General features: G+C 35.9%; 13 protein-coding genes. 6 read left to right on the top strand and 7 right to left on the bottom strand.

Annotated elements, in window-relative coordinates:
• Positions 1–129 precede the first annotated feature (129 nt).
• The 6 genes from NST60_RS22160 to mciZ all read right to left on the bottom strand — a co-directional run bounded on the left by NST60_RS22160 (position 130) and on the right by mciZ (position 5,694).
• On the bottom strand, positions 130–708 hold the full coding sequence (locus tag NST60_RS22160) for a nucleotidyltransferase family protein (protein ID WP_254415370.1): 579 nt from the start codon (positions 706–708) through the stop codon (positions 130–132).
• Between the two features lie 292 nt (positions 709–1,000).
• Positions 1,001–1,558, bottom strand: coding sequence for a cysteine hydrolase family protein (locus NST60_RS22155; protein WP_254415369.1), 558 nt, complete (start codon positions 1,556–1,558; stop codon positions 1,001–1,003).
• A gap of 146 nt (positions 1,559–1,704) precedes the next feature.
• Positions 1,705–3,042, bottom strand: coding sequence for an ISLre2 family transposase (locus tag NST60_RS22150; RefSeq protein WP_100525934.1), 1,338 nt, complete (start codon positions 3,040–3,042; stop codon positions 1,705–1,707).
• 320 nt (positions 3,043–3,362) lie between these two features.
• On the bottom strand, positions 3,363–3,599 hold the full coding sequence (locus NST60_RS22145; RefSeq protein WP_016203195.1) for a DUF3977 family protein: 237 nt from the start codon (positions 3,597–3,599) through the stop codon (positions 3,363–3,365).
• A gap of 971 nt (positions 3,600–4,570) precedes the next feature.
• On the bottom strand, positions 4,571–5,482 hold the full coding sequence (locus NST60_RS22140) for an aldo/keto reductase (RefSeq protein WP_101730929.1): 912 nt from the start codon (positions 5,480–5,482) through the stop codon (positions 4,571–4,573).
• 71 nt (positions 5,483–5,553) lie between these two features.
• Positions 5,554–5,694, bottom strand: coding sequence for a Z-ring formation inhibitor MciZ (mciZ, locus tag NST60_RS22135; RefSeq protein WP_016203194.1), 141 nt, complete (start codon positions 5,692–5,694; stop codon positions 5,554–5,556).
• An 87-nt stretch (positions 5,695–5,781) separates the two neighbouring features.
• On the opposite strand from mciZ, the gene NST60_RS22130 reads away from it, so the two are divergent.
• Together NST60_RS22130 and NST60_RS22125 are read left to right on the top strand one after the other, a co-directional pair.
• Positions 5,782–6,330, top strand: coding sequence for an NUDIX domain-containing protein (locus NST60_RS22130; protein ID WP_016203193.1), 549 nt, complete (start codon positions 5,782–5,784; stop codon positions 6,328–6,330).
• A gap of 2 nt (positions 6,331–6,332) precedes the next feature.
• Positions 6,333–7,499, top strand: a complete 1,167-nt coding sequence (locus NST60_RS22125) for an endonuclease Q family protein (RefSeq protein ID WP_016203192.1) — start codon at positions 6,333–6,335, stop codon at positions 7,497–7,499.
• Between the two features lie 152 nt (positions 7,500–7,651).
• Here the strand turns inward: NST60_RS22125 and NST60_RS22120 are convergent, their stop codons facing one another.
• The gene (locus NST60_RS22120; RefSeq protein ID WP_016203191.1) at positions 7,652–8,209 is read right to left on the bottom strand and encodes a GNAT family N-acetyltransferase; all 558 of its coding nucleotides are present in this window, start codon (positions 8,207–8,209) and stop codon (positions 7,652–7,654) included.
• Positions 8,210–8,362: 153 nt separating this feature from the next.
• Here NST60_RS22120 and spoIIM point away from each other — a divergent pair, with 153 nt between their 5' ends.
• The 4 genes from spoIIM to xerD all read left to right on the top strand — a co-directional run bounded on the left by spoIIM (position 8,363) and on the right by xerD (position 11,538).
• A complete protein-coding gene (gene spoIIM / locus NST60_RS22115; RefSeq protein WP_016203190.1) occupies positions 8,363–9,031 on the top strand; it encodes a stage II sporulation protein M in 669 nt (222 codons plus the stop codon).
• A 162-nt stretch (positions 9,032–9,193) separates the two neighbouring features.
• On the top strand, positions 9,194–9,658 hold the full coding sequence (gene fur, locus NST60_RS22110) for a ferric iron uptake transcriptional regulator (protein ID WP_016203189.1): 465 nt from the start codon (positions 9,194–9,196) through the stop codon (positions 9,656–9,658).
• 748 nt (positions 9,659–10,406) lie between these two features.
• Positions 10,407–10,640: a YqzK family protein gene (locus tag NST60_RS22105; protein WP_016203188.1), complete on the top strand. Its 234-nt coding sequence runs from the start codon at positions 10,407–10,409 to the stop codon at positions 10,638–10,640.
• Between the two features lie 4 nt (positions 10,641–10,644).
• Complete coding sequence (gene xerD, locus NST60_RS22100; RefSeq protein WP_016203187.1) at positions 10,645–11,538, top strand: site-specific tyrosine recombinase XerD; 894 nt, start codon at positions 10,645–10,647, stop codon at positions 11,536–11,538.
• Positions 11,539–11,966: the final 428 nt, after the last annotated feature.

Raw genomic sequence — 11,966 nt, 5'->3', positions numbered from 1 at the left:
CGAATTATTTTTTAAAACTTGATTATATTTAAAATCATAAATAACTAGTATCAAAACTTAGCCTTTATTTAAGAGCTACATTAGAGATTGTTCGTCTTTATAGAGTGGCTATTTAGTTTTGTCCCAGCCTTAATTACTATTTTTAATAGGATGAACTTTAAGCTTATTCCAAATAGATTGCCAATTCTTATTTCCTATTCGTGCCTCATAAATAGCAACCCGTTCGTTCGCTTCTGTAAAATAAGGAGTAGGTTTTAACACTAAGTTAATTACATCATCAATTCCACAAGGAGCAGTAAGTACTAAATTGTTATCATTATCTAGCATTACTCCAAGAGCGGTTGCCGTTTCTGGGAATTTGGAAATGGCATCTTCAGAGGATCGATAAGGTGGTAAATTATTAACGATATGCATTCTAGCTTGATTTTTGACAGACCAAGGGATTGCAGGCATTAAATAAAATAGCTTCTTCTCTAATTCCTTTTCGTACTTCTCATCTATTCTAGTAGGATCAAAATAAATCACATCTACATCAGGTATACTAGTCCGTTCATTAAAACCATGTAAGAAATCCCATATTTTTGATCGGACAAAACCAGCACATATCCACCAGTCAGGTAAATTTAAAGTACTAGTAGCTTTTATAATCTCCATCATTATTTTATCCTTTTTAATGATATGAAGGATCGATTCTTCACTCTGTAACATGCTAATTCCTCCTCTATTTATTTGCGAACGTATATTCTTATTTTGACATCCGTTTTTGAGAGGAGTTTTACTTTATCCCACACTTAATGGACAGTAAGACTCCCCCCTCAAGCTTATGAGAATACGAGGAAGATAGGTGGAAATCAACTGTCCGTAAAGGTCTTGGGTATGAAAGAAAACCTCCACTGATGGAAGTTTCATTTATGTTGTTTTTATCAAAGATTTTCCTTCTAGATTATTCTCATCATCCCATTCCGATTGTATGTTATAAAGGAGTATGAGTTAACTCTTTCTATCGATAACTATCATGAATAGGCGCAAACAAATCCTCAGCAGCTTCACGAACGATGGAAAAATGATCGACATTATAATGACCGTGTAATATCTTATTATGATGTTCAATGATTTTTTCTGCAGGAAGAATGGTAGAGTCAGTTGTGGAATGTCCGTTACCAACTAATGTTACATCCATCTTGTTTACTGTTGCTGTCCGGACAGCAGTATCAATACAATAAGGTGTTTCACAGCCCATAATAACAAGATGATTTATACTTTTTGATTGCAAATACTCTAATAATCCTGTCCCATAAAAGGCATTAGTAGCATATTTATCAAAGATTTTTGCTTCAACAGGGACATTCAAATCGGAATGAATTTGAAATCCAGGACCTTCCCCTCCAGCAACATCTTTATCTCTTACGAAAATAACTTCTACTTTTGTTTTATTTGCCTTTTCAATAACTAGATTAATTGTCTCTAATAATCCAGTTTTATTATAAATCTCATTTGTTTGCTCATTGCCATCAACAAGCTCTTGTTGCACATCAATAATTAATAATACTTGATTCAATCGAAAAACCCCTTTTTATATAAAATAAGATTGAGTCAAGTTTTTGTGGGAGTTTTTTTAGCTCCCTTTTTTATAAAGTAAAACCTCTAAGTTTGTATCCGCTTTCCAATTGGTTTTGTTCTTCCAACTGTTGATTCTCTCATTTTTTAAAAACCTTTTAATCCCTGTAAGGCAAAGTGAACGGGTTTTCCAATCGCTTGATTTAAGTATGGCATGTTCTGACGCACGGTTTCTGTTACTAATTTTGTGGGTATTTTTCTTTTCGGTCGATGCTCTTTCTTTGATTTTTCCGTGGCTTTTTCCCATTTTCCATATATCGTTTGGATAGATAGATCATCCTTCAACCCAATCCACAAACGTGCCATGCTCATGACGCCTTTTTTGCTCCATGCTCTTCCATTTTTTAATCGTTTGGCTAATTGATTCATCATTGCTTCTGCACTTCCCATTGGACGATACGCTGTCGTGTCCACGCCTTTCTCCTGTAACCAACTACGGTAATCTTTTATGGTTTCCTGATGATGCGTTAAAAAGCCGAGGAAATGTGCTAGTTTTTCTTCTTCTTCTGGTGTATCCATTGTTCCTACTGCGCTATTCAACTCTAGAAGTAATGTTTCTACCTGGTAGTTTTTTAACGCTCTTTTCATGTAGCGGTATCGAGGATGGCTCTTCATTAGTTGCTTCATCGAACGAGCGACATGAAAACGGTCCATGGTGAAAAAGGCGCGTTCCCGAAAATACTCCCGACATGCCGTTATCCAGCCTGCTCCATCGCCATTAATAATAAGCAAGGTTTGGGTTGGATCATACGCATAATGATTCTGTAAGAATGTTTCAAAAGCTTCCCAAAAGGGTTCTTTTTCTTCATAGAGAAAATGCCTTTTATTTCGGAGCCTGACTCGCTTTCCGTTTTCTTTCCATCCCTCATGTACAGCGGCGAATTTCAACTCCCATCCACGCTTTTTCTTTTCTTGACTCTTCACATATAATCCATCTACTTCGACAAACAACACCTTTTGAAAAGGACGTTTTTCCTTAGCGGGAAGTACGCTTGTATGAAGAAGATGTTGCCGTAATGCTTCGTGGCTCATCGCCGAATAGCCTAAAAATTGTTCGAACGTTTCCACCGCCTTTCGATAGGAGGAACCATTTGTCGCTAATTCTAGCCCCCATTCTTCTAATAGTGGACTAAACCCTTTATTCCCTTGAAACTGTAAATAATGATCTAACAGACAAATATATTTTTTGGTTACACGATCGAAATAATAATTACGCTTCAGCTCCACTGCTCCAAACGCTGTATCTACTCGTATTTCTCGTTTATCTCGTAAAGCAAATCTTCTTTTGTCTCGTTGCTGAGCAATCTCTAGATCCCAATTTTCTAATGTTTGAACAAGGATTTCTTGAAAGGTCATTTGTAGTGTTCGAAATAAAGTTTTTTCCAATTCTTTTAATGATGGCATTTTTGTGTTACATTGATTCATGAGAGCCTCTCCTTTTCGTAGTATTCTAGTCAAACTCTACTTTACAAAAGGAAGCTCTCTTTTTTAATACTTAATTTTTTCCAGCTACCGCGCTTTCGCTTGGTGGCCTTTTTGTCTAGTTGGGGGACTCGTCCCCCAACTAGACAAAAAGGATATTTATTCTCCCACAAACATTTTACTCATACTAAAATAATGGTAGATAATTTGAACCGCAGTTTCATTCTTAGATGTAGTATTCGTTATTGATGAGGGATTTTCCTTTTTTGGAATAGTAGAGATAGAAGAGTGAACGGCGAAATGGTTTTATAACTTCTTAAAGGTTACAAGCTCTTTATTCCTAATATTAATTTAATCGCATTTCGTTCTTTTTTCCCTTTTTTAAACCCTTCTTTTGAATCGATAATAATCACTGTTTTTCCAATCCAAATTCTAGTATAGAGAGAGTGAAGTTTAATAGGTCTCTTAATTCCTTTTTCTTCAAACTCTAATCCATTCTTTAATTCAGTTTCAGTGCGAATAAGCCATTTGTTGCCAATACCAAATTCGATGTATTTCAAAGAAATTCCTCGTTTCTATTATTCTCGTAAAATAAAGGAGCTTGTATAGACATGATTACTATTTTTCTAAAAGGCTAGGTGGAAATCGTTGTTCATAAGCAGAATAGAATGCCACTTTTTCGAAAGAAGAGGGCAAAACCAGTGTTCATAAACAAGATGAACGCCACTTTTCCGATAGAAGAGGGCAAAACCATCGTTCATGATCAAGATGAACGCCACTTTTTCAAAAGAAGAGGGCAAAACCATCGTTCATAAACAAGATGAACGCCACTTTTCCAAAAGAAGAGGGCAAAACTAGCGTTCATAAACAAGATGAACGCCACTTTTCCAAAAGAAGAGGGCAAAACTGGCGTTCATAAACAAGATGAACACCACTTTTTCAAGAGAAGAGAGTAAAACTAGCGTTCATAAACAAGATGAACACCACTTTTTCAAGAGAAGAGAGTAAAACTAGCGTTCATAAACAAGATGAACGCCACTTTTTCAAGAGAAGAGAGCAAAAGTAGCGTTCATAAATAAATAAATAAAAAACAATATAATTTACTCATCTCGATCTTTATACTAATTATACCAATTATAAGAGACATAACTAAATAGATACTTTGTAAAGACAAACAATCTCTCATTTAGCTAGTAAATAGCGGCTGCTTGCGCATACTTTTTACAATAGGAAATATAATTAGTTCGGAAAACGGAGCAGCCGGAATATACGAAGACTCCTGTGGGATTAGCGAGACAGTCTGAGACCTCGGAGGCTCAGCGCGAACCCCGCGGAAAGCGAAGTGTATTCCGGCTGTGGGGAATTGCACCAAACTTCATGGAAACAACCTTTTAAAAATAATTAAAAAAACCAAACAATTATACGGAACTTTCATTAGTATGTTCGTATAATTGTTTGGTTTTATCTTTGGCTGGAATACTTTTGTCCCAGTCTCTTCAAGCAACTTGTTTAGAAATAAACATATATTTTATTAACGATGTGCCTCATAAACCGATGCTTTCGAAACCTTTTGAATAAACGCTAATTCTTCCGCTGTTAATGGGGCACTATTCACGGCATTTGCATTGGCGTGAAGCTGTTCTACAGAGCTTGCACCTGCAATGATACTAGCAACAGCGGGCTGAGCTAAGTTGTATTGAATTGCTGCTTCTGTAAGTGTCCGCTTATCTAAGAATTTTTGTTCTAGTGTTTGCAAAACTTCTTTCAGTTCTTCACCAGAATAATTTAGATAGCCTTTTTCTGTTAGCTTATCACGGTACTTAGGGCTTAAAAGACCTTTTGCAACAGGTCCGCGCGTAACGACACTAATATTGTTTTCAGCGAGTAATGGGAGTACTTCTTCTTCTGGGCGCCTGTCTAAAATGCTAGATTGCATCATAACAGAAACAATAGAAGAACGTTTGACATATTCGCGAATGACATTGGGACGAATCGAAGAAATTCCGTAATAAAGAATAACTCCTTCGTCTTTTAATTCCTCAAATGCTTCAATTGTTTCCTCAATTGGATCTTCCATCATACCGCCGTGTAACTGATATAAATCAATGTAATCTGTGCCTAGTCGTTTTAGGCTTGTTTTAACTTGTTCTTTAATATAGGCTTTGCTTGCATCCCATGACCAGCCATCTTTTCCTTCTTCCCGCTTATTTCCTACCTTTGTTGCAATTATAATATCTTCTCGGTTGTTCTTGAAAAAACGACCTAGTAATTGCTCATTTTTTCCTTGATCATATAAATCGGCTGTGTCAAAATAATTAATTCCTTCTTCAAGTGCTGCTTCTAAAATCGGAAAAGCGGTTTTTTCATCGGTACCAAGACTCATACATCCCAGACCTAGTTTAGAAACAAATAAGTTAGAACTGCCTAATTGTGACTTTTGCAAAATGGAACACCTCTCCACTTAAGATATCTCTTATTGTACGAAAGATGAAGTTTATTCACAAAGAAAATGGCTTATTTTTTCGAACTGTTCGAATTTGCGTTTATCCAATCTTTTACATAGGTAAATTCAGTTTGGTATTTTTTAAGAATATAGCGGATTTCCCAAGGCTTCCCTGTTAAAACAATTCCCTTTTCGCGAATATATACTTTCAAGCTTCCCCAATCCTTTCCATTGAACAGAAATGAAGTATAATAATCTATATGTGAGAGCTTTTGCTTAATAGAACAGGAGTGGGTTAAATGAGTACATTAGAAGAAAAAACGTTAAAAACAGAGCATATTTTTAGTGGGAGAATTATTCAAGTGCAAGTGGATGAGGTAGAATTGCCAAATGGAAAAACATCCACACGAGAATTAGTGAAGCATCCTGGAGCAGTTGCGGTAATAGCCATAACAGAAGATAACAAACTTGTAATGGTAGAACAATATCGCAAGCCCCTAGAAAAAGTAATTGTCGAAATCCCGGCTGGAAAATTAGAAAAAGGAGAAGAACCAGCTCTTTGTGCAAGAAGAGAATTAGAAGAAGAAACGGGATATGATTGCAAATCTTTAGAATTGGTAAGTTCCTTCTATACTTCACCAGGTTTTGCTGATGAAATCATTCATGTATATGTAGCAAAAGGTTTAACGAAAAAAGAAGATGCAGCTGGACTGGATGAAGATGAGTTTGTGAATGTATTGGAAATCACATTGGATGAAGCATTGGAACTAATCAAGGAGCAACGAATTTTTGATGCAAAAACGATTTTTGGGGTACAATATTTACAAATTGCCCAATTAAAGGAGTAAGAATGAAGTCTTTTTACACTGATTTACATATCCATATTGGTAGAACAAAGAGTGGTAAGCCGGTAAAAATTACAGCATCACGTAATCTTACCTTAACCTCTATCATTGAGTATGCAAGCAAACAAAAGGGGCTTGATATGATTGGCATTATTGACTGTCATTCCCCTGAAGTTATTTTGGAAATGGAAGAGTTAATAGAGCATGGGAAGATGATGGAATTGCCTAACGGTGGGGTTAGGATGGAAGAAATTACGATTATTCTTGGGTCAGAGCTCGAAATATACGATTCTTCTTGCAAGGGGCCAATCCATGTATTATGCTATCTCCCGACTTTAGCTAAAATGAAGGAATTCTCGAATTGGATCGCGCGCCATATGAAAAATGTAACATTAAGTTCTCAACGCCTTTATATCAGCGGAAAAGAACTACAGTCTAAAGTAAAAGAACTAAATGGGCTTTTCATCCCAGCGCATGTATTTACGCCATTTAAAAGTTTATATGGAAGCGGTGTTTATCGATCCTTAAAGGAAGTGTTGGATGAGCAAATGATTGATGGGATCGAGCTTGGTTTGAGCTCCGATACGGAGATGGCTGATCAAATTACAGAATTACACGCTTTTTCTTTTATAACAAATTCAGATGCCCATTCCTTAGAAAAAATTGCACGAGAATATCAAGTAATGGAGATGGAGGAAGCTTCTTTTTCGGAATTCGCAAAAGTCCTTCATCAAGTAGAAGGAAGACGAATCGTTGCGAATTTTGGGCTAGATCCGAAATTGGGTAAGTATCATGAAACAGTTTGTATGAAATGTTACGCTCCTTTTTCAGAAACGAAAGGCATATGTAGTGAATGTGGGAGTCATAAATGGGTGAAGGGGGTAGCTGCAAGGATTACTGATTTAAAAGACGCTACTTCTACACCTAATAGACCACCCTATATTCATCAAATACCGTTAGAATATATACCTGGCTTAGGAAAAAAAACGCTACAAAAATTACTGGATTACTTTTCTACAGAAATGCAAATAATCCATGAAGCCCCATATGATAAGTTAGTGGAAATCATCCCAAAGAAAGTAGCAGATTATGTTGTTGCAGCAAGAACGGGAAGGTTAAACTTGCAAGTGGGCGGTGGCGGAAAATACGGCAAAATAAGGGTAGATAAATAGGGCAGATTTATTTTTCAATTAAGTCGTTTTCGTGAATTTAGGCTGCTCCGTATTTCTATATATTAAGTTTGCCTATTGAAAATATAATGTTCTTTTTGAAAACAGCTCTAAATTAAAAATCCCACAATCAAATATTCGTGGGATTTTTGGCATTATGTCAAAGAATATAGACAAATATCTCTTAATTCCTGCGTATCGGCACTAAGTGTTTCATTTTTCAATAGACCATCCAATGAAAAGCCGAGTTTTTCCGGAATAGCTCGGCTTTTTATGTTTGTAGAATCAACGCGAATCTCTATTCGATTAGCCTGAAGTGTTTCTTTTGCAAGCTTAATTAACGCTTTAGTACTTTCTGTAATATAACCATTTCCTGTATGGGCTGAATCGCACCAATAGCCAATTTCAAAAACGCGGACTTTCCAATCAATAGAATGCAGCCCAGTTGAACCGATAAACTCATTGGTTTCCTTTAAATAAATATGTAATCGTAAATCCTCTCTTAAAATATATTTAGCATACGATTCTCGTACACCTGCTTCGACTTCCTCTAATGATTGCTCCTTGTTAGCAAAAACCATCCAAGGTTTAAAGGCATCCTTTGACCGCTGAATACTTTCATAGACGTCCTTGCCATCTCCAGGCATACATGGCCGTAACACTAATCTTTCTGTTTCGATTGTTTCTGGTAAATCTATTAAAATCGGTTTCATTCCTCTCACCTCAGATGTTAATCTATCATATCTTCGTTATAAAAAACATAATAATCGGATAATTTTTTCATTTCTATTAATAATAGATTTGTAGTCATATGCCTACCTTTCGTGCATAAACATAAACTAACAGACTTGGCGGGAGGAAAGGCAATGAAAAAGAAAAAATATCAGAATATCCTAGTGACTCATATCCGTGATCATTCCTCAATTTATTTATTTATCATTGTATTGTTTTTAATGGGGGTTATTTTTGGAGCAATTGTAGTGAATAGTTTGTCTCTCTCCCAAAAGGAAGACCTCTACTATTATTTGACACAGTTTTTTGGACAGGTATCAAATGGACAAGTAGCGGACAGCAAAAATTTATTTTTTCAAAGCTTTTCGCATAATAGTAAATATATTGGCTTTATTTGGCTTTTAGGGATATCTATCATCGGGCTGCCCATTATTTTAATCCTCCTATTTATTAAAGGGATGGTAGTTGGTTTCACCGTTGGCTTTTTGGTCAATCAGATGGGATGGCATGGCTTTTTACTGTCGTTTGTGTCTGTTTTGCCACAAAATCTAATTGTTATTCCAATTTTTATAATTTCTGCTACACTATCAGTAGCGTTCTCTTTTAAAATGATTCGCCAACAATTCATGAAGAAAAAGGGAGAACCAATGTTGCCACTGTTTGCTAGATATACATTTCTCCTTATGATTGCATTTGTGGTAATTGGAATAGCAGCCGCAGTCGAGGCGTATATTTCACCACTTTTAATGAAAGCAGTCATTAATATGGTACAATCGAGTATTATCGTGGTGCCTTTTTTATAGAGAAGCTTGTTCACTCGTTCATTTAGAATGGTTAAAAAAACCGACGAGAGTTATTATAAGTTAATAATTATTATTAATTGTTATTTATAATAATTTTTATTAGGATTCTTTTCCTACTTCTGTTATAATGAGATGGACAGTGGCTAGGGAGGGACTTTCGGAATGGAAAGTAGATTAGATAGAATAAAAAAGCTGTTGCATTCTTCGAGCTATAAATTAACTCCCCAAAGGGAAGCAACAGTTAGAGTGTTATTAGAAAATGAAGAAGACCATCTTAGTGCAGAAGATGTTTACTTACTCGTTAAAGAGAAATCTCCTGAGATTGGATTGGCAACCGTATATCGCACACTAGAACTACTAACGGAATTGAAAATTGTTGATAAAATAAATTTTGGTGACGGCGTTTCTAGATATGACTTGAGACAAGAAGGTGCTGCTCACTTTCATCACCATTTAGTATGTATTGAATGTGGAGCAGTGGATGAAATTCAAGAAGATTTACTAGGAGATGTAGAAAAATTAGTAGAGCGTGACTGGAATTTTAAAATTAAAGATCATCGTTTAACATTTCATGGTATTTGCCATCGTTGTACGGAAAAAAGTGAGGATGTTTCATCCGCAGAATAAACCTTTTCAAATGAGAAGGTTTTTTATTTTGCTCGTATATTCTAATTAATGATTTATCTATTTATGATTCTAAATCATTGGTTCAAAGAACGATGTCTCTTGTAACAGTTCTAAGTGTATTTACAGTAGTAATTACTATTCTAGTATTAATTTTTATCAATAGACGAGTATCTCAAATTTAAGAAAAGTAATCAAAGTGAGCAATTCTGTTGCAAAAGGTAGATTGACTGAGGAGTCCTTGGAAGAAATTCTCAAGCTGAAATTGGGTTGTTATCAAAGTCTATCAATAAAAATAGAAGAAACCGTTATTAAAGACCAATTCATAAAAAAAGAAGAGTTAAAATAAATAATGAACGGAAAGAAAGATTTGTACTAGAGTTAGGAGTAGAATTAGAATTAACTCTGTAAAAAGAGCCACTAAAAAAACCGAACTGCTCCGGTCATGGAGACTGTGAAATAAGATATGGTCTAAGCGATTTTCCCTATATTGTATAGGAAAAGGACGTTTAGACCATTTTGCTTTTTTTGTTCTTAAAATATTTCTATTGGTCATAATCCTTAAGTTAAATTACATCTGATTCAGGATAGCTACCGTTTTACGAGGATAGTGAAAGATTAGCTGGAGATTCAGGACATAACGCTTTAAATTATATTTAATTCCATTATAATAAGAATAATAGGTCCATTAGGTATATTAATTGTCCAACCTGGCATAGCTTGTATTAGAGAAGCTATGGAGGGATTTTGGATGAGACGATGGACAAGAGCAATGCTAAATACATTAAAAGTGTTTCTCCTGTTTACAGGATGTACGATTCTTTTTTATTATGCGATTGTTTGGTTTAATCAAGAATATCAACAGCTGCATCGCTATGATGAGCCATCTGGTTCGGCTGTCAAGGTGAATGCTGATAATAGTCTAGAAACAGAAAAATATTCATGGAGGGATCGAATATTCCTGTTTTACTTAAATGGGGAGTAATCCTATGGAAGATCAATTAAAAGATTTTATGCATTATTTATTAGTTGAAAAGGGTTTGGCGAGCAATACACTTGTATCATATGAAAGAGACCTAAAAAGTTATATGAAGTATATGAAAAATGTGGAACGATGTGGTATACAAGAAATACAACGCTCTCACATCATTCGTTTTTTGGGATTTTTAAAAGACCAAGGGAAATCATCAAAAACGATTGCACGTCATATTGCCTCTATTCGTGCGTTCCATCAATTTCTTTTTCGCGATCGTGTGCTTGATGAGGATCCAACTGTACATATTGAGACACCGCAGGCAGAAAGGACATTGCCCAAAATTTTATCCATGGAGGAAGTGGAAGCACTTCTTGATTTTCCACATAAAAATGACCACTATGGACTAAGAGATAAAGCAATGCTTGAGCTTCTCTATGCAACCGGAATCCGCGTAAGTGAGTTAATAAATTTGAATATGGATGATGTCCATCTCACAATGGGATTTATCCGCTGTATCGGCAAAGGGAATAAAGAAAGAATTATCCCAATTGGAGGAGCAGCGACAAGAGCATTAGATGCATATTTAACTGGGGCGAGACCGGCGTTCTTGCAACAGAAAAAGTCAACGGAAAATTCCTTGTTCTTAAATCATCATGGCAATCGATTAACAAGACAAGGATTTTGGAAAATCCTAAAACGATTAGGTAAGGAAGCACATATTGAAAAAGAAATAACGCCACATACATTAAGACATTCTTTTGCAACCCACTTATTGGAGAATGGTGCAGATTTAAGGGCAGTTCAGGAAATGCTCGGACATGCAGATATATCGACAACCCAAATATATACTCATGTAACAAAAACTAGATTGAAGGATGTATATAGTCAATTTCATCCTCGCGCATAGGAAGTAATAGGCAATCTTGTAGTTGGATGAGATAGAACTTGATAGAGGCTGGGACAAAACTAAATAGCCAATCTGTAAAGACGAACAATCTCTAAATTATCTCTTAAATAAAGGTTTCTTTTATACAATGGTTATTTATGTTTTTAAATATAGTCAAGTGTAAAAACTAATTCGTTCCATTGCGCTACAGAAACTCGCTTTCCGCGGGGAGCAACCTAAGCCTCCTCGGCTAAAGCCTGTGGGGTCTTAGGTTTTGCTCTACTTCCCGCAGGAGTCGAGTGTCTTCCGCTCCATTCCACTCTGTTTTTAAAGGCAATTCCCTAAAAAATATTGTTTTTTTAGAAAAAATGAATTAGTAGGAAATATGGAGCAGCCTGAATACACGTAGACTCCTATGGGAGCTGCGAGAAAGTCCGAGACCCTGCAGG

The sequence above is a fragment of the Niallia sp. FSL W8-1348 genome, from assembly GCF_038006745.1.
GTDB lineage: Bacteria > Bacillota > Bacilli > Bacillales > Cytobacillaceae > Niallia > Niallia alba.
Note: the sequence above shows the minus strand (reverse complement) of the source record. Positions and strands in the feature narration are given on the sequence as shown.

What these genes read in the sequence shown, in the direction of transcription:
- NST60_RS22160 (WP_254415370.1), bottom strand. Translation starts at nt 708, where the DNA reads ATGTTACAGAGTGAAGAATCGATCCTTCATATCATTAAAAAGGATAAA.
- NST60_RS22150 (WP_100525934.1), bottom strand. Translation starts at nt 3,042, where the DNA reads ATGAATCAATGTAACACAAAAATGCCATCATTAAAAGAATTGGAAAAA.
- NST60_RS22130 (WP_016203193.1), top strand. Translation starts at nt 5,782, where the DNA reads ATGAGTACATTAGAAGAAAAAACGTTAAAAACAGAGCATATTTTTAGT.
- NST60_RS22125 (WP_016203192.1), top strand. Translation starts at nt 6,333, where the DNA reads ATGAAGTCTTTTTACACTGATTTACATATCCATATTGGTAGAACAAAG.
- NST60_RS22120 (WP_016203191.1), bottom strand. Translation starts at nt 8,209, where the DNA reads ATGAAACCGATTTTAATAGATTTACCAGAAACAATCGAAACAGAAAGA.
- spoIIM (WP_016203190.1), top strand. Translation starts at nt 8,363, where the DNA reads ATGAAAAAGAAAAAATATCAGAATATCCTAGTGACTCATATCCGTGAT.
- fur (WP_016203189.1), top strand. Translation starts at nt 9,194, where the DNA reads ATGGAAAGTAGATTAGATAGAATAAAAAAGCTGTTGCATTCTTCGAGC.
- NST60_RS22105 (WP_016203188.1), top strand. Translation starts at nt 10,407, where the DNA reads ATGAGACGATGGACAAGAGCAATGCTAAATACATTAAAAGTGTTTCTC.
- xerD (WP_016203187.1), top strand. Translation starts at nt 10,645, where the DNA reads ATGGAAGATCAATTAAAAGATTTTATGCATTATTTATTAGTTGAAAAG.